Below are 17,319 nucleotides of genomic sequence, written 5' to 3'. Positions count from 1 at the left end.
TATTCTGTAAAGATTCAATGTGCATCGCTTAAACTTGATCGGAAATACTAAGAAAAGCTGTGACTGTCTAACAATCAAAATTGACTATAACAATTGTCTATATTAAAAGTAAGTCATCAGCTCGCATGATTAAATTAGCAGATACATACTGCACTTTTATTAATTAAAACTAACGAATAAATATCGTTCTATGATTTATTTTATAAAAGTCAAAACAATAAGGATATCTGAATAAAATGAAAACAGTCGTCATTACAGGTGCAAACACAGGTATTGGATTTGCTACAGCGAAAAGCTTCATTCAAGATGGACATCATGTCTTTTTAGCCTGCCGTAATCCTCAAAAAGCTGAGCAAGCGAAACAACGATTAGAACGCTTAGGCACTGGAAAAGTTGAACTCCTTCCACTCAACCTCGATAGTCTAGATCAAGTCAATCAAACTGCGAATGATCTACTTGCAAGACTCGATAAAATCGATGTGTTGATCAATAACGCAGGGATTATGTCACCGACTTTAGAATCGACTCAAGATGGCTTTGAGAAACAAATTGGCGTGAATTATATTGGTCATTTTTTGTGGACATTAAAGCTTTTGCCTTTATTGAAAAAATCAGAAGCGGGTCGAGTGATTAATCTGGCTTCAATGATGCACCTGATGGGTTCCATCAAATTTGATCAATTTAAAACTGAAGATGTAAAAAACTATAATGGCGTCCTACGCTATGGCAACAGTAAATTAGCCAATCTTTTATTTAGTAATGCCTTGGCAGACAAACTTAAAAATACGTCAATTACCTCCAATGCCCTACATCCCGGTGGTGTCGATTCTGAAATTTATCGTGAGTTACCTAAATATCAATATATGGTGATTAAATTATTTTTAATTTCTCCTAATAAACCCGCAGAACTCATTAAAAAAATGGCACTAGATCCATCATGGTCAAAACGGACAGGTCAATATGTCAGTCTGCAAACACCCGCTATTCGCTCTGCGAAAGCCAAAGATTTAAAGCTCGCACATCAGCTCTATGATCAGACTTTCGCTTTAGTGAAACACTATCTCTAAAATTTATCTAAAACCATTAAATCTATTTAAGAACAAGAGTGCTCAGCAAATTTATGCTTAGCACTCGATCTATACTAAACTTCCAACCATTTAAATAAAATTATGATATTTATTCGCTCTAGTTTGATTACATTTATCGTCTAAAACACCTAAAAGTAATTATAAAATCATTCCAACGTAATGACAAAAGCAACTAAGGGCAGTACAAAAACTTTCTTTTGTCTTAAATTCAATCCTTTCATAAACAAGGAATGATTTGATATATAGCAATTTAATACCTTGATTTTCCAGTTCAATCTTTAAAATCTAATCCTTGCAATTTCATTATGTTTTATGTCTTTGCTAGGTATTTGGTAGGTATTTGGTAGGTACACATCTGAATTGTCTTATTGAATACTCAAAGCACGGTATAGATCACCGATAAAAATTCATCATAATGGTAGAAGGAATCGAACCATGGCTTTTAAAAATATTTCAGATCAAACTAATGGCTTTTATATTCCATGTGTTTCACTTTTTGGGCCAGGTTGCTCTAAAGAAGTCGGTGAAAGAGCACATAATTTAGGTGCAAAAAAAGCGCTCATTGTGACCGATGAAGGTTTATTCAAATTTGGTGTAGCAGACACGATCGCAGGTTATTTAAAAGAAGCGAATGTTGATTACCATATTTTTCCAGGTGCTGAACCCAATCCAACCGATATTAATGTGCTGAAAGGTGTTGAAGCTTACAATGAGAACAATTGTGACTTCATTATCTCCCTAGGCGGTGGTTCATCGCATGACTGTGCTAAAGGGATTGGTTTAGTGACAGCGGGTGGCGGTAATATCCGTGATTATGAAGGGATCGATAAAAGTACGGTACCGATGACCCCATTGATTGCGATTAACACCACTGCAGGTACGGCTTCAGAAATGACGCGTTTTTGTATTATTACCAATACAGATACCCATGTAAAAATGGCGATTGTGGATTGGCGCTGTACTCCACTGATGGCAATTGATGATCCTAAACTGATGGTTGCAAAACCAGCAGGATTAACAGCTGCGACAGGGATGGATGCGCTGACCCATGCCGTTGAAGCTTATGTGTCCACAGCAGCAAATCCGATTACAGATGCTTGTGCTGAAAAAGCAATTACCATGATTAGCCAATGGCTCAGCCCTGCTGTTGCCAACGGCGAAAATATCGAAGCACGTGATGCGATGAGCTATGCACAATATCTAGCGGGTATGGCATTTAACAATGCATCATTAGGATACGTACATGCAATGGCACATCAACTGGGTGGCTTTTACAACTTACCACACGGCGTATGTAACGCGATTTTACTGCCACATGTTTGCGAATTTAATCTCATCGCTTGCCCAGATCGTTACGCAAAAATCGCAGAGCTTATGGGTGTAGATACAGCGCATTTGACAGTCAATGAAGCCGCTTATGCAGCTATCAATGCAATCCGAGAACTGTCTGTTTCAATCGGTATTCCATCTGGCCTTGCAGAGTTGAATGTTAAAGAGTCTGATCTGTCCGTCATGGCTGAAAATGCACAAAATGACGCCTGTATGCTGACCAATCCGCGTAAAGCAAATCATGCGCAAGTGGTTGAAATATTTAAAGCGGCGATGTAAGTGTTTGATCTTTTAGATTAAACATTCTCGTGTTCTAGACTTAAACTCTCCCAATCCTTAGATGAGCAAACCTTGATTTTGAGGTTTGCTCAGCACGAGAAGCGTATTCTCGCTATTTTATTTAAATTCATTTGACAAAAAAAATCACATCATGAAGGATGATAGACATACGACAATAACATCAAATAAATTGAGTCCTCAGCCATGTCCCAATCTTCCGATCAAAATCCTTTAGAAGTATCATCCACTTCATTTGAATCAGCACATCGTTCGAATTATTGTCCTGATATTTTAGGTGAAGCTTATGAGCAGTTGATCTTAAATCTTGCTGATGATGATCAAGGCAAAGTCATTGCAACATTGGTTCGAAAAAAAGCAGAACAACACACAACCAAAGCTGTTTTATACATTCATGGTTTTCTCGATTATTTCTTTCAAAAAGAATTGGCTGAACAGTTTAATCAACAAGGTTATGATTTCTATGCCTTAGATTTAAGAAAATACGGACGTTCTTATCTCCCCCATCAAAAGATGTTTTATGTTCGACATTTAAATGAGTACGATGCGGAAATAACAGAAGCATTGAAAATCATTGTACAAGAAAATCATGATTCTATTATCTTAAGCGGTCACTCTACTGGTGGACTGATTACCACGTTGTACGCCGCACATCATCCTGAAAATAAGTTCATCAAAGCATTGTGGCTCAACAGTCCTTTTTATGACTTTAATATGAGCATAATTAAGAAGAAATTGGCTTTACCACAACTCAGTAAAATCGGTAAAAGATGTCCAAAACTTAAATTTCTAAGCGAGTTAAATCCATTTTATGTGACGAGCCTACATAAAAGCTTAAAAGGCGAATGGGATTTCAATTTAGATTGGAAACCCACAAAATATCCAATGGTGTATTTAAGTTTTGTGCATGCCATCTATGAAGCTCAAAAAGAGATTCATCAAGGCGTATTATTAAACATTCCCGTCTTAGTGATGCATTCAAAGCGAACGACTTATCCTCGAAAATTTAATCACGACGCTCAATCGAGTGATGTCATTTTAGACGTTAAACACATCTCAAAATATGCAAAAAAAATCCAAGGTGATGTTGAAATCATCTCGATTAGAGACGGATTACACGATTTAGTCCTCTCTGCAAAACCAGTGAGAAGGCAGGTGTATCAAACCCTCTTTCAATGGTTGGAACAAAAAATCTAAATCACATAAGCTGTGAATTTTAAAAATTGTTTAGGTTTAAGGAACTCATTATTTTTTGAACAGCAAATATCGACTGAACTCATTCCGACCCATGTTTGTATTTGATCAAGAGTTGATGTGCGGGATGTTCTGATGGTGTCAGCTCGATCAAACGTTCCACAGCATCTATCGCATCTGGATAACGCGCAATATGTTTGAGCAATACATCCGTGTCGTTGGCTTTAAATATCGCATCGCTGAGGCGCGATTCCATACAGTCACGCCAAGCACACAAAAAAGGACTTTCAGTTTTGGCAAGCATCACACCGCTACATAATTTTAAAGCCGTTTCAATATAAGCCGCGTCAAGCGCTTGTTCTGCCTGTAGAAAGTCAGCTTCGACATGTGCCAAAATTCGATACGGTCTAGATCCAAGCATGCCACCCAACAGGTCGCGTAACTGTGACATTTCTGCTTTGAGCGTTCCCATACTGACTTTACGCTCCCCATATAAAGCCTGATGTAAGGTATCTAAGGTCAAACCTTGTGGGCATAATGCCAAAATGGTCAGAATTTCGATTTGACGTGGTGTAAGCACTAAAGCCTTACCGTTAAATAAAATTTGAGGCATCCCAAAGCTACGAATATACAATCGCTGACTTTGATATTCTGTTAATGCAGTTTGGATAATGGAAGCACAACGTTCAGCCGCCAATAAGCCTAAACTGTTGTGATTTTTCCAAGTCGTGGATAAATCAATCACGCCAAGCACATGTTTAGAATAAGGATCAATAATCGGTGCGGCATAACAGACCCAATCATGCACTGAACTCATATAGTGTTCATTGGAAAAAACACAGCTCGATTGTTGCGTTTTTAAAGATAATGCCAATGCATTAGTGCCGACCAACTCCTCCCGCCATTGCCCACCGGCTATAAAATGCACACTTTCAGCAGCCTTTCGCATCTGTCGGCTTGATGCACTCCAAATAATGGTGCTGGCAATATCTGCAACGGCAATCACCATGGAAGATTGCTGAGCAATATGTTTGAGCTCATCTGAACACGTGTTTAATGCATGCTCTAAAGCTGTTCCTTTTGGCATGGATTGATCAATGATTGGAGCAGCGGAGCGATCCTTTGGAATTGCGGCTAAAGTGGATCTTTTCCAAGAACTTAAAATACTTTGTCCAAGTTGTTTCGCTTGTGCTGCTGATCCGCCAATTCTCTCTTTAAATCGTTCTATTTGCTGTCTTTTCAGTATTAAATTTTGCATGCTGATCATTCCTGATTCTTTTAATAATTCCTGACATACATCCACTGTATTGAACTTGGTTGTAAACAATTGTTGAATGCTTGTAAACCTGCTTCATTCCAACCTTTTTCCAACCTTATATTGGTTATGCTAATCAAATATAGGACAGATGTACCTTATACCAAAGTGTAGATGCACTAAATAAACTCTATAAGCAAAGGAAGAACTCACATGCGCTATGTCGATCCGAACCAACCCGGTTCAAAAGTCCAATTTAAAACACAATACGACAATTTTATCGGTGGCAAATGGGTAGCCCCAGTCAAAGGTGAATATTTTGAAAATATTTCACCCGTCGATGGTAACGTCTTTACGAAAGTTCCACGCTCGTCAGTCGAAGACATTGAGCTGGCACTTGATGCTGCACATCAAGCCAAAGACGCTTGGGGTAAAACCTCGACCACTGCACGTTCAAATATCCTGCTGAAAATCGCTGATCGTTTAGAAGAAAATTTAGAATTATTGGCTGTTGCAGAAACGTGGGATAACGGTAAACCGATCCGTGAAACCCTTGCAGCAGATATTCCTTTAACTATTGATCATTTTAGATATTTCGCAGGCTGTATTCGCGCTCAAGAAGGTGGTATTTCTGAGATTGATGACGACACCATTGCTTACCATTTCCATGAGCCTTTAGGGGTTGTGGGTCAAATCATTCCATGGAATTTCCCCATTCTGATGGCGGCTTGGAAGCTTGCACCTGCATTAGCCGCAGGTAACTGTATTGTCCTTAAACCTGCTGAACAAACGCCTGTCAGCATTTTAGTGCTTGCAGAATTGATCCAAGATATTTTACCACCTGGCGTTTTAAATATCGTCAATGGTTATGGCGTAGAAGTCGGTCGTCCACTGGCAACCAATCCGCGTATTTCAAAAATTGCATTCACGGGATCAACAGCTGTTGGTCAAATGATTATGCAATATGCGACTGAAAACATCATTCCAGTGACTTTAGAGTTGGGGGGTAAATCGCCTAATATCTTCTTTGAAGACATTATGGACAAAGATGACGAATTCTTGGACAAAGCGCTTGAAGGTTTTGCCATGTTTGCTTTGAACCAAGGTGAAATTTGTACCTGTCCATCACGTGCGCTTGTCCAAGAAAGCATTGCAGATAAATTCTTAGAAATGGCAGTTGAACGTGTGAAGCGCATCAAAACAGGTCATCCACTGGATACTGAAACCATGATTGGTGCTCAAGCATCACAAGAGCAACAAGATAAAATCTTGGGTTGTATTGCAACAGGTCGTGGTGAGGGAGCACAAATTTTAACGGGTGGTGAAGAACGCCATGATGTGAATGGTGGTTTCTATATCGAACCGACCATTTTCAAAGGCACCAATGACATGAAAACCTTCCAAGAAGAAATTTTTGGACCTGTACTTGCGGTTGCCACATTTAAAGATTTTGATGATGCGATTAAGATCGCCAACGACACCATTTATGGTCTAGGTGCAGGCGTTTGGTCACGTTCGGCACATACGTCTTATCGTGCTGGTCGTGCGATTCAGGCTGGTCGAGTATGGACCAACTGTTATCACATCTACCCTGCACATGCTGCCTTTGGCGGTTATAAAAAATCAGGCATTGGACGTGAAAACCATAAAATGATGCTGGATCATTACCAACAAACCAAAAACTTGTTGGTGAGTTATTCAACTAAAGCGATGGGCTTCTTCTAAGACACGCTCAATTACGACCTTTCGGGGTCGTAATTGCCTTTTAAGCGACAAAAAAATTGATCATGATTTGAATATTTTCATCATTAAAATTATAAAACAATAAAAAAGATTATTTCAGTTAAGTCATTTCAGGGAAGTTCGGTCTGACGCTGGTATCTAAATTGCATTCCTCAGCAGATCAATCAAAATAATATTTTGGAGCTCATGATGAGTGAAATTAATAATGACAGAACACATACTTCTACACCCAATTCTTCACAACAGGAATATTTTGAAAAACGACAACTTAAACAAGGAGCTGTAGGCTGGCTGTTATTGGTCGGACTAGGTGTGGCATATGTCATATCTGGTGATTTTGCTGGCTGGAACTTCGGTTTGGCGCAAGGTGGCTGGGGTGGCATGTTTATCGCCACCGTCGTCGTTGCTATTATGTATTTATGCATGTGCCTGTCTATGTCGGAAATGTCGACCATGCTACCTACAGCTGGCGGTGGATACAGTTTTGCCCGTACGGCTTTTGGCCCTTTTGGTGGTTACCTCACCGGTACCGCAATTCTGATCGAATATGCGATAGCACCTGCGGCGATTGCCTGCTTTATCGGTGCCTATTGTGAAAGTTTATTTGGGATAGGCGGTTGGAAAGTTTATTTAGCCTGTTACATTATCTTTATGGCCATTCACTTAAAAGGCGCAGGTGAAGCTTTAAAAATCATGTTTGTGATTACTGCGATTGCTGCTGTTGCGCTATTCGTATTCATCATCGCCATGATTCCACATTTTAACAGTGCCAATTTATTTGATATGGCTGTGTCTACTGATAAAGCGGGAGCAAGTGCATTTCTGCCGCTTGGTTATATGGGGATCTGGGCGGCTGTACCGTACGCGATTTGGTTCTTCTTGGCGGTCGAAGGTGTTCCGCTTGCCGCTGAAGAAGCCAAAGATCCGACCAAATCTTTACCCCGTGGACTCATCGGTTCCATGCTGATTCTTGCAACCTTTGCGATTCTGATTTTAGTCTTAGGCGTCGGTGCTGCGGGTGCCAACTTATTGAAAGATTCAGGCGCCCCACTGGTTGATGCCTTAGTTGCCGTCTATGGACAACATACATGGTTAGCCAGCTTTGTAAACTTTGTCGGACTTGCGGGTCTAGTGGCAAGTTTCTTCTCAATTATTTATGCCTATTCGCGTCAAATCTTTGCTTTGTCTCGTGCCGGTTATCTACCCACATCACTATCACTCACCAATAAAAATAAAGCGCCCTACCTTGCCATCATCATTCCCGGCATCATTGGTTTTGGTTTATCCCTCACTGGCGAAGGTGATTTACTCATTTTAATGGCGGTGTTTGGTGCAACCATTTCTTATGTGCTGATGATGCTCTCGCATATCAAATTACGCATAAGCCGTCCTGATATGCACCGCCCGTATAAAACACCCGGTGGTATCGTCACTTCAAGTATTGCACTGGTTTTAGCAGCGATTGCAGTCATTGCAGGTTTCTTGGTGAATCCGAAGGTGTGGTTCATGGCAGCAGGCATTTATGTTCTATTTATTGCCTATTTCATTTTCTATAGTCGCCATCATTTGGTTGCTGGAACGCCAGAACAAGAGTTTGAAAATATCCGTAAAGCAGAACAAGAGCTTTAACGTAATCCCTTTAAGAGAATCGCTTTAGAAGGATCGTTTTATGACGTATAAAACCTTAATCGGTCATCAGCATTATGTATTTTCAGATTTAAAAACGCTGATGGCCAAAGCAACACCGCTACGTTCAGGTGATGAACTTGCAGGGGTTGCAGCAGAAAATGCGACAGAACGTGTGGCAGCTCAAATGGCTTTGGCCGATGTGCCACTGAAAACATTTCTAAATGAGTCATTGATCCCATACGAGCAAGATGAAATCACACGGTTGATTATTGATGATCATCGGGCAGATCTGTTTGCACCGATTTCACATTTTACCGTGGGAGATTTCCGTAATTGGCTACTAAGTAGTGATGCAACCTCGGAAAAGTTGCAAAAGCTTTCGATGGGTTTAACCCCTGAAATGGTCGCTGCAGTCAGTAAAATTATGCGCAATCAAGACTTGATCTTGGTGGCCAGTAAATGTGAAGTGGTGACGAAATTTCGCAATACCATTGGGTTAAAAGGTCACCTCTCCACGCGCTTACAACCGAATCATCCCACCGATGACTTACTGGGTATTTCCGCCAGTATTTTGGATGGTTTGATGTATGGCAATGGCGATGCGGTGATTGGGATTAACCCTGCCACAGACAATTTACAGAATTTATCTGAGCTGTTAAAACTGATGGATCATGTGATTCAAGAGTATCAAATCCCCACCCAATCCTGTGTTTTAACGCATATCAGCTCAGGGATTCAGTTGGCTGAAAAAAATGTGCCAATTGACCTGATGTTTCAATCCATTGCTGGAACACAGCTTGCCAATGATGGATTTGGTATTAATTTAGCGCTATTGCAAGAAGGATATGAAGCGACCTTAGCATTAAAACGTGGAACAGTCGGGCAAAATGTCATGTATTTTGAAACTGGACAAGGTAGCGCCTTATCTAGTAATGCACATCACGGCGTAGATCAACAAACCATTGAGGCTCGAGCGTATGCTGTTGCACGTAAATTTAATCCCTTATTGGTGAATACCGTTGTCGGATTTATTGGTCCTGAATATTTATATAACGGCAAGCAAATCATCCGTGCGGGTTTAGAAGATCATTTCTGTGGCAAATTACTAGGTTTACCGATGGGCTGTGATGTCTGCTATACCAACCATGCTGACGCCGATCAGAATGATATGGACGTGCTGCTCACCCTGTTTGGCACAGCAGGCCTAAACTTCATTATGGGGATACCGGGTTCAGATGATGTCATGTTGAACTATCAAACCACGTCATTTCATGATGCGCTGTATCTTAGACAGTTGTTAGGGCTTAAACCCGCACCTGAATTTGATCAATGGCTTACACAGCAAGGCATTTTCAAACAACATCATCAACGTATTGAATGGGCAGAGAAAATGCCTTCACAATTTTCAAGACTGTTGGCATAGGAGCAACATATGAACCTTATTCCAAATGATCTTTTTAATCCGTCATTTCATCAGGATGAGTGGGAAAAACTTAAACAGTTTACCGATGCACGCATCGCCATTGGTCGTGCAGGTTCTAGCATTCCAACTCGTCCGATGCTCGAATTCCAATTGGCACATGCTCAAGCGCGCGATGCAGTCTATCAAGCGCTTGACGTGGCATCATTAACAGCACAAATTCAAAGCCTCGGACTAGAAACTGTTGCGGTTAAAAGCCAAGCTGAAGACAAACAAGCCTATTTAAAACGACCAGACCTAGGACGTGTATTGGCTCAAGATTCCGTTGAAGTCCTCACCCAATATCAGCATCAACATGCCACAGCCTTTGATGTGTGTATTGTGGTTGGCGATGGCTTGTCTGCTCTCGCAATTGAAGAAAATGCATTTAAACTGATCCAGTCATTACAGCTTGAGATAAAACAGGAAAATTGGACAATTGCGCCCATCGTGATTGCAACAGGCAGTCGTGTTGCACTGGGTGATCAGGTTTGTGAACTTTTAAAAGCCAAAATGCTGATCATGCTCATTGGAGAACGCCCCGGTTTAAGCTCCCCTGACAGCCTAGGGATTTACTATACTTTTGGCGCAAAATCAGGAGATTTAGACTCGAAACGAAATTGTATTTCTAACGTTCGACCTGCGGGTTTAAGCATTCCGATTGCGACCCAGCGACTGATGAACTTGATGAGAAAATCAAAAAGCTTAGGCTATTCTGGTGTAAAGCTCAAAGATGATCATGAAATTGAAGTTTTAGACGTATCTGCTAGCCAGAAAAGATTATTTTAAAATGCTTAAGCCTGATTATTTTCAATCATCATAGTCCAATCAAGTCTATAAAAACGTCTATAAAATACGTCTATAAAATACCTCTATAAAACTCCTACCATGAAATAAAAAAATCCCTGATCGTCAGGGATTTTTATAAAGCGTGCATCAATCTTTTAGGGATTTTAAATCAATCACAAAACGATATTTCACATCACTTTTCAGCATACGCTCAAAAGCGTTATTGATATTTTGCATATCAATTATTTCCACATCAGACACAATATTGTGCTCACCACAAAAATCCAACAACTCTTGCGTTTCCTGAATACCGCCAATCACCGAGCCTGCGATTGATTTACGCCCCATGATCATCGGTACAGAGTTGGTTGAGAACTCACCTAAATATCCCACAAGTACCAATGTTCCACTCAATGCCAATGTTGGAATATAGGGCTTTAAATCATGGTCATAAGGAACCGTATCAATAATCAAATCATATTGATTTTTGACCGCTTTCATTTGACTTTTATCTGTTGAAAGCACCACATGATCAGCACCTAAATCTTTGCCATCTTGTTCTTTATTTGGTGAGCGAGTAAAAAGGGTTACTTCTGCACCCAAGGCATGCGCGAGTTTAATCGCCATATGTCCCAGTCCACCTAGCCCGATGACAGCGACTTTTGATTTAGGTCCAACCTTCCAGTGACGTAATGGCGACCATGTGGTAATCCCTGCACATAAAATTGGTGCGACTGCTTTGGTATCTAAGTTTTCAGGCACTTTCAGCACAAAATCTTGACTGCAAATAATGGTTTGCGAATATCCACCATAGGTCACACTTTGATCGTGGCGATCTAAACTGCCGTAGGTGCCTGTATTGCCCTGTTCGCAGTATTGTTCTAAACCATCATGACAAGCCGAACAGGTACGGCACGAATCCACCATACAACCAATACCAACCAAATCACCGACTTTAAATTTAGTCACAGCATTGCCAATACTTTTGACTCGACCGATCACCTCATGCCCTGGGACGATCGGATAACGACTAAAGCCCCAGTCATTCCGTGCTTGGTGTAAATCTGAATGGCACACGCCACAATATTCAACATCAATAATGACATCATCAGGGCGTGACTGACGTTGCTCGAATTTAAAAGGAACCAATGGACTTTGCGCATCCAATGCAGCATAGGCTAAAACGTGTTGTGTCATTTTCGCTTCCTTTTGGGTAGTTATTTTGAATTGAAATTCTATTTTGAGCTTAATGATTTACAGTTAATTAATGCGATGAATCATGCGATCATTAAATCATTCGTAATATTTCTATCTGAATTTCTAGCTAAAACGTTTAGAAAAATATAGCACCTTAAAATGAGCTACTGAACATATAAATCATACTAAGTATTTACATTACTCAGTGCAGTTTCAACAAAGTGTAGATGATCAACACCCCAATATAATTCATCTTTGACAATAAAACTTGGTGCGCCAAAAACACCGTGTTCAATCGCTTCCTCAGTGATAAATTTAAGCTCATTCTTCACTTTTTCATCATCAAGCCACAACTTCACTCTTGCTTCATCTAAGCCATGGATTGTAGCCACTTGGATTAACTCATCTCGATCATTCAGATTTCGTGGATGAGCAAACATGGCATCAAAAAGTCCTGTTAATACTTGGTGAAATTGTTCAGGTGCAAATAATTTTACTGCTGTGACTAAGCGCATGACAGGTAGTGTATTGATCGGGAAATTAGGATTCATCTTAAAAGGAATATTCCAAAGCTTTGACCAACGGCGTAAATCAATCATGGCATATTGTGCTTTGGCAGGAACCATAATTGGACTGCTATTCCCTGTTGCTTTAAATACTGCGCCCAAAAGCATCGGTTTATAGATAATTTCAGCATGCTGCTGCTCAGCAATTTTTTGTAGCTGATAAAAGCCGATATAACTATAAGGACTACCCAAATCAAAATAAAATTCAACGATATTCATTGTCCATTCCCTTGATGATTAATCTATATGTGTATTTACATGACTAAAGTGATTTCCATCTTACATATTCACTTTGGACGTTTTTCTTCTACTAGACTTCATGTATATCACTTAAGCCTCCTTTTTATCTCTGTAATGAGAAATAAAAAATGAGTCAGATATCTCATCAACTAATCAAATTAACGTAGATTTGATTACTTTGAAGCATTACCATTTTTCACTCCATGGTCTCAGATCTAATTCATGCGTCCATGCATCCCGCGGTTGATGCGCGATATGCCAATAATTTTCTGCGATATGTTCTGGATTTAATATGCCATCCTGCTCTTTCTTTTCATAAAGGGCAGGAAAACTGTCTTTGATAAAATCAGTGTCTATTGCACCATCGATTACCACATGCGCAACATGAACATTTCGAGAACCTAATTCCCTTGCCATACTTTGAGCCAATGCACGGAGTGCATGTTTCGCTCCTGCAAATGCAGCAAAATAAGCCGAACCTCGAGTACCCGCTGTTGCACCTGTAAAAATAATCGTTCCTCGCTCGCGAGTGACCATGCGCTTAGCCACTTCACGCCCTGTCAGAAATGCGCTAAAACAGGCCATTTCCCAAATCTTAAAATATTTTTGTGCTGTTTCTTCTAGTATGCTACAAGGCACATTTGCTCCAATATTAAACACCATGACTTCAATCGGGCCAATCTCAGATTCAATCTGTTCAATGAGTTCGATTACTTGTTCTTCTTTACGTGCATCCGATGCAAATCCAAATGCACGCCCACCTTCGTGTTCAATCGATTCGATCAAAGGCTGTAATTTATCTGCATTACGACGCGTCATACAGGCAATATAACCACCGCGTGCAAACCGTTTTGCAATTTCTCCACCTGTTGCATCTCCTGCACCAATCACAAGTGCAACTTTATTTGAATGATGGTCTTTAGAATTACGATCAATCACGTCTGATTCCTTGTCTCTTTTTTGCATTTCCTTCGACTCTTTATTATTTGAACTTATCTAGATCTTATGAGGGATGACTCGATCAGTCAAAGTTATTTGCCAAGCGGATGATTCACTTTAGAAATACTTTGATTACACCTTAAATTACGGTTTATTTCACAAAATAATCATTCTTTTTTGTTTCAATTGAGCTTAAAGTGCTTTATATATTTTGTACGATTTAAATTAGACAATGACTGCTTTTGCACACCTACCGAAAACGATCTATGCCATTCAACACCTTGCATTTGAAGATCTAGGCTCACTTGAAGATGTCTTTTATCAACTTGGTTTTCGGGTTCGTTATTTTGAGGCAGGTATTGATGACTTAACTAAAGCTTTAGATTATGAAGGGCTGACGATTATCTTAGGTGGCCCAATCGGCGTTTATGAAGCAGCTGACTACCCTTTCTTACAACAAGAAATTGACTTACTTAAAGTTCGTTTAGAGAAAAATTTGCCGACTTTAGGGATTTGTTTAGGGGCTCAGCTGATTGCGCATGCCTTGGGTGCGAAAGTTTATGCAGGTCATCAAAAAGAAATAGGTTGGAGTCCTTTAGAAATTCGCCTTGCAACCAATAACATGCTCAAACCTTTGGCTGATACACATGTTCTGCATTGGCATGGTGATACTTTTGATCTCCCTGAACAAGCGACTTTATTAGCAAGTTCTCAAGTTTATAGTAATCAAGCATTTCAAGTGGGCAGCAATATTTTGGCTTTGCAATTCCACATCGAAGTGGCTGCTGAAAGTTTAGAAAAATGGTTAATTGGGCATACCTGCGAATTACGCCATGCGAAAATTGATATTCACAGACTACGTAGTGACAATCAACAATATGCTGATCAACTTGAGGATGCTGCCGATTTGATTCTTCGTCATTTTATGCAACAACTTCAAATAGCTTAAGAGCCTTTTAACAATAAAATTTGGCCTCGAATCAGATTGCCGAATTGTTAGAATAACGTGCCTATCAACGCAGGCATTTTCATTAATTTTCACGCATAAATTTGCTGGCTTTTAAAGACTCCACACTTTCAATGCATTTAGGTCAAATAAAATGCGTCTTGAATTTCAACCCTTCTAAAGTTGTGTTTTGCTCACTTTAAAATTCAACTAATATCAATTTAAATTTCAAGATAAGCATAATATGACGCCTCTGATTAGTATTGCCATTATTCATCTTTTCGCATTGATTAGCCCCGGCCCTGATTTCTTTTATGTGACTCAAAGTGCTGTCCGCCAATCTCGTACCCATGCACTTTTTGCAGCTTTAGGTATTTCGCTGAGCATTTTAGTTTGGGCTCTGTGTGCAATAAGTGGTCTTCACTATCTATTCCAAAAAATGGCATGGCTACAACAAGTTCTGATGATCTGTGGTGGCCTCTACTTATTTTATCTAGGTACTCAACTATTAAAATCAGCGTTTAAAAAATCTGATGCGGTTGTTGTTGAAGAGAATCCACATACTGAAAAATCTTATGCAAAACTCTTGATTCAAGGTTTTCTGACCAATATGGCGAATCCCAAAGCATTGGTTTATTTCAGTAGCGTATTTGCCATTGCAATCAACACTGATGCTAGCCTGTTTCAACAAAGCTCTTTATTGGCATTGGTTTTTATTGAAAGCTTAATTTGGTTTGCATTGTTGGCCTATCTATTTTCAGCAACTAAAGTCAATGCGTATTATCAAAAGTTCAGTAAAAAAATTGATGCCATTACAGGCGGCATTTTTATCAGCTTTGGATGTTTACTGATTCTAAATCGTGATTAATATTTATACTGAGTAAGATTTATACTGAGACTGACAATAGCATCAGAATCTAAAAAGCACCCTTAGGTGCTTTTTAGATTGATTAAACGATGCGTCAGTCATCAATCAAATTATTTTTTCTCAGTTGGAACAGATGCTTCAGTGGTGATATTTACAGTAATTTTATCACCGACATTTGGAACATAAGCACCGACACCAAATGCTGAACGATCAAAACTCGTTGTTGCATTAAAACCAATCGTTTCCGCTTTGCTCATTGGATGCACAGCTTGTTTATTTAAAACAGCATCAAGCACCACAGGTTTGGTCACATTTTTAATGGTTAAATCACCCGTGATTTTGTATTTGGTTTTACTGATCGCTTGAACTTTTGTGCTTTTGAACGTGATATTTGGGTATTTCTCTGCATCAAAAAAATCAGCTTTTAACAAATGCTCATCGAGTGCTTTTACGTTGGTATTTAGGCTCGTCAATGGAATTGTTACATTCACAGAAGAATTTGCAGGTTTTGCATTGTCTACTGAAATTGTACCTTGAATATCGCTGAAATTAGCCGATGGTGTAGAGAAACCAAAGTGATTCCAAGTAAATACTGTCGCGGTATGTGTTGGATCAATTTTATAATCAACTGGTTTTGCTACCGAAAAAGTTGCAACTGAAGCAATGGTTAAGCCTAATGCTAATGTTTTAAAATTCATGTTTTTTCTCGCTTTAATGATTCATTTTAGTCTATAGAGTTTTTAAATGATTGCACCCTTAAACATAAAACGGTTTGTTGCATGGGTAGAACGATAAAAATGTAATTTTTTATATTGTAGTTATGATGGAGTTAAGGACAACGATATTGAATAAATCCAGTCTTACGTGCGATTCGATCATACAAAAGCTGTGCTGTTTCATTTGACTCATGAGTCAACCAATACAACCGATCACAACCTCTCTGATTGGTCACTTGCTGAGCATACTCAATCAAGTGTCGTGCAATACCCTGATTTCTAAAATTTTCATTTACATATAAATCTTGTAAATAGGCATAAGGCTGAATCGTCCAACAACTATCATGCTCAATAATATGCACAATACCGACCACTTGATCATCCTTAAACGCAGCAAAGCCATAAATATGCTGCTGGTCCTGATCGATCAATTTTTCCCATGTGTTGGCAGTGATTGGCTCAGAAATATCTGCCTGATAAAATGTCTGATAAGCTTTCCATAGATGAAGCCATTCTTGATATTGTTCTGATAAGAGCGGTTTGATTTGAATATTATTCTGTTTCATGAAATATAGAGTCTCATTTAAATCTCATCATTTTATAAATGAAAACTCAACTTAAAGCGATTGTTGTTGTACCCCATTTTATTAAAAGTATTATTCATTTAAACCTAAAAAAGGTCATATCCCTGATAAAATATGACCTTGCGTGACTATAAAGATTAAAAACAATCTTATAGTTTTTTTACCAAAACGCGATCGACTTGTTTACGACCTGACGTTGTCTCGCGGTTTTGACGACGTACTTTAATGATTTTATCTTCTTCCATATCTTTAAGAAGTAAAACCACTGCAACCATGCTCTCTAAAGGTAGATCCTGACCGATCCACTTCTCTTCACCCGCATCCATTAAGGTAATTTCATCACTAATCTGGTTATACAGGCTCATATTTCCTCACTTGTGATCTTAAAAACCACACTAAAATGTTTTCCGAATGATTCGGCGTGCATATTATACGCCCGAATCAGAAAATTAAGCAGATTATTCCAATCTTAATAGCAAC

16 protein-coding genes are annotated in these 17,319 nt (G+C 39.4%); 9 read left to right on the top strand and 7 right to left on the bottom strand.

The features are described from left to right. Positions 1-236: 236 nt before the first annotated feature. From AC5YD2_RS08420 to AC5YD2_RS08410, 3 genes are all read left to right on the top strand, one after another. Positions 237-1,067 carry an SDR family oxidoreductase gene (locus AC5YD2_RS08420; protein ID WP_496125906.1) on the top strand — a complete coding sequence of 277 codons (831 nt, stop codon included), beginning with the start codon at positions 237-239 and terminating at the stop codon, positions 1,065-1,067. 456 nt (positions 1,068-1,523) lie between these two features. Further along, the gene (gene mdh / locus AC5YD2_RS08415) at positions 1,524-2,696 is read left to right on the top strand and encodes an iron-dependent methanol dehydrogenase (protein WP_496125905.1); all 1,173 of its coding nucleotides are present in this window, start codon (positions 1,524-1,526) and stop codon (positions 2,694-2,696) included. Between the two features lie 204 nt (positions 2,697-2,900). Then, on the top strand, positions 2,901-3,911 hold the full coding sequence (locus AC5YD2_RS08410) for an alpha/beta hydrolase (protein WP_496125904.1): 1,011 nt from the start codon (positions 2,901-2,903) through the stop codon (positions 3,909-3,911). A 79-nt stretch (positions 3,912-3,990) separates the two neighbouring features. Here AC5YD2_RS08410 and AC5YD2_RS08405 read toward each other — a convergent pair whose 3' ends face one another. Next, entirely contained in the window at positions 3,991-5,175 is a 1,185-nt protein-coding gene (locus AC5YD2_RS08405; protein ID WP_496125903.1) for a helix-turn-helix domain-containing protein, read from the bottom strand. Between the two features lie 201 nt (positions 5,176-5,376). Between AC5YD2_RS08405 and exaC the strand changes: the two genes are divergently transcribed. The 4 genes from exaC to eutC all read left to right on the top strand — a co-directional run bounded on the left by exaC (position 5,377) and on the right by eutC (position 10,783). Continuing rightward, a complete protein-coding gene (exaC, locus tag AC5YD2_RS08400) occupies positions 5,377-6,888 on the top strand; it encodes an acetaldehyde dehydrogenase ExaC (protein ID WP_496125902.1) in 1,512 nt (503 codons plus the stop codon). Positions 6,889-7,095: 207 nt separating this feature from the next. Continuing rightward, positions 7,096-8,535: an ethanolamine permease gene (gene eat / locus AC5YD2_RS08395; RefSeq protein WP_496125901.1), complete on the top strand. Its 1,440-nt coding sequence runs from the start codon at positions 7,096-7,098 to the stop codon at positions 8,533-8,535. Positions 8,536-8,575: 40 nt separating this feature from the next. Beyond that, entirely contained in the window at positions 8,576-9,958 is a 1,383-nt protein-coding gene (locus tag AC5YD2_RS08390) for an ethanolamine ammonia-lyase subunit EutB (protein ID WP_496125900.1), read from the top strand. 9 nt (positions 9,959-9,967) lie between these two features. Further along, positions 9,968-10,783 carry an ethanolamine ammonia-lyase subunit EutC gene (gene eutC, locus AC5YD2_RS08385; RefSeq protein ID WP_496125899.1) on the top strand — a complete coding sequence of 272 codons (816 nt, stop codon included), beginning with the start codon at positions 9,968-9,970 and terminating at the stop codon, positions 10,781-10,783. 147 nt (positions 10,784-10,930) lie between these two features. Here the strand turns inward: eutC and AC5YD2_RS08380 are convergent, their stop codons facing one another. The 3 genes from AC5YD2_RS08380 to AC5YD2_RS08370 all read right to left on the bottom strand — a co-directional run bounded on the left by AC5YD2_RS08380 (position 10,931) and on the right by AC5YD2_RS08370 (position 13,752). Continuing rightward, positions 10,931-11,980, bottom strand: coding sequence for an NAD(P)-dependent alcohol dehydrogenase (locus AC5YD2_RS08380; protein WP_496125898.1), 1,050 nt, complete (start codon positions 11,978-11,980; stop codon positions 10,931-10,933). Positions 11,981-12,165: 185 nt separating this feature from the next. After that, positions 12,166-12,765 carry a 2-hydroxychromene-2-carboxylate isomerase gene (locus tag AC5YD2_RS08375; protein ID WP_496125897.1) on the bottom strand — a complete coding sequence of 200 codons (600 nt, stop codon included), beginning with the start codon at positions 12,763-12,765 and terminating at the stop codon, positions 12,166-12,168. A gap of 207 nt (positions 12,766-12,972) precedes the next feature. After that, positions 12,973-13,752, bottom strand: coding sequence for an SDR family oxidoreductase (locus AC5YD2_RS08370; RefSeq protein ID WP_496125896.1), 780 nt, complete (start codon positions 13,750-13,752; stop codon positions 12,973-12,975). A 205-nt stretch (positions 13,753-13,957) separates the two neighbouring features. Between AC5YD2_RS08370 and AC5YD2_RS08365 the strand changes: the two genes are divergently transcribed. Beyond that, on the top strand, positions 13,958-14,674 hold the full coding sequence (locus AC5YD2_RS08365; protein WP_496125895.1) for a glutamine amidotransferase: 717 nt from the start codon (positions 13,958-13,960) through the stop codon (positions 14,672-14,674). A 241-nt stretch (positions 14,675-14,915) separates the two neighbouring features. Continuing rightward, positions 14,916-15,539: a LysE family transporter gene (locus tag AC5YD2_RS08360; RefSeq protein ID WP_496125894.1), complete on the top strand. Its 624-nt coding sequence runs from the start codon at positions 14,916-14,918 to the stop codon at positions 15,537-15,539. Between the two features lie 110 nt (positions 15,540-15,649). Here AC5YD2_RS08360 and AC5YD2_RS08355 read toward each other — a convergent pair whose 3' ends face one another. The 3 genes from AC5YD2_RS08355 to AC5YD2_RS08345 form a co-directional block, all read right to left on the bottom strand. Continuing rightward, a complete protein-coding gene (locus tag AC5YD2_RS08355; RefSeq protein WP_496125893.1) occupies positions 15,650-16,237 on the bottom strand; it encodes a YceI family protein in 588 nt (195 codons plus the stop codon). Positions 16,238-16,368: 131 nt separating this feature from the next. Further along, on the bottom strand, positions 16,369-16,821 hold the full coding sequence (locus AC5YD2_RS08350) for a GNAT family N-acetyltransferase (RefSeq protein ID WP_496125892.1): 453 nt from the start codon (positions 16,819-16,821) through the stop codon (positions 16,369-16,371). 167 nt (positions 16,822-16,988) lie between these two features. Further along, positions 16,989-17,204: a hypothetical protein gene (locus tag AC5YD2_RS08345; RefSeq protein ID WP_496125891.1), complete on the bottom strand. Its 216-nt coding sequence runs from the start codon at positions 17,202-17,204 to the stop codon at positions 16,989-16,991. Positions 17,205-17,319: the final 115 nt, after the last annotated feature.

This window comes from Acinetobacter sp. CY73 (genome assembly GCF_059515865.1).
This window is presented reverse-complemented; position numbering and strand designations above follow the sequence as displayed.

Coding starts and splice junctions, on each gene's coding strand:
- AC5YD2_RS08420 (WP_496125906.1), top strand. CDS start 237: ATGAAAACAGTCGTCATTACAGGTGCAAACACAGGTATTGGATTTGCT.
- mdh (WP_496125905.1), top strand. CDS start 1,524: ATGGCTTTTAAAAATATTTCAGATCAAACTAATGGCTTTTATATTCCA.
- AC5YD2_RS08410 (WP_496125904.1), top strand. CDS start 2,901: ATGTCCCAATCTTCCGATCAAAATCCTTTAGAAGTATCATCCACTTCA.
- AC5YD2_RS08405 (WP_496125903.1), bottom strand. CDS start 5,175: ATGATCAGCATGCAAAATTTAATACTGAAAAGACAGCAAATAGAACGA.
- exaC (WP_496125902.1), top strand. CDS start 5,377: ATGCGCTATGTCGATCCGAACCAACCCGGTTCAAAAGTCCAATTTAAA.
- eat (WP_496125901.1), top strand. CDS start 7,096: ATGAGTGAAATTAATAATGACAGAACACATACTTCTACACCCAATTCT.
- AC5YD2_RS08390 (WP_496125900.1), top strand. CDS start 8,576: ATGACGTATAAAACCTTAATCGGTCATCAGCATTATGTATTTTCAGAT.
- eutC (WP_496125899.1), top strand. CDS start 9,968: ATGAACCTTATTCCAAATGATCTTTTTAATCCGTCATTTCATCAGGAT.
- AC5YD2_RS08380 (WP_496125898.1), bottom strand. CDS start 11,980: ATGACACAACACGTTTTAGCCTATGCTGCATTGGATGCGCAAAGTCCA.
- AC5YD2_RS08375 (WP_496125897.1), bottom strand. CDS start 12,765: ATGAATATCGTTGAATTTTATTTTGATTTGGGTAGTCCTTATAGTTAT.
- AC5YD2_RS08370 (WP_496125896.1), bottom strand. CDS start 13,752: ATGCAAAAAAGAGACAAGGAATCAGACGTGATTGATCGTAATTCTAAA.
- AC5YD2_RS08365 (WP_496125895.1), top strand. CDS start 13,958: ATGACTGCTTTTGCACACCTACCGAAAACGATCTATGCCATTCAACAC.
- AC5YD2_RS08360 (WP_496125894.1), top strand. CDS start 14,916: ATGACGCCTCTGATTAGTATTGCCATTATTCATCTTTTCGCATTGATT.
- AC5YD2_RS08355 (WP_496125893.1), bottom strand. CDS start 16,237: ATGAATTTTAAAACATTAGCATTAGGCTTAACCATTGCTTCAGTTGCA.
- AC5YD2_RS08350 (WP_496125892.1), bottom strand. CDS start 16,821: ATGAAACAGAATAATATTCAAATCAAACCGCTCTTATCAGAACAATAT.
- AC5YD2_RS08345 (WP_496125891.1), bottom strand. CDS start 17,204: ATGAGCCTGTATAACCAGATTAGTGATGAAATTACCTTAATGGATGCG.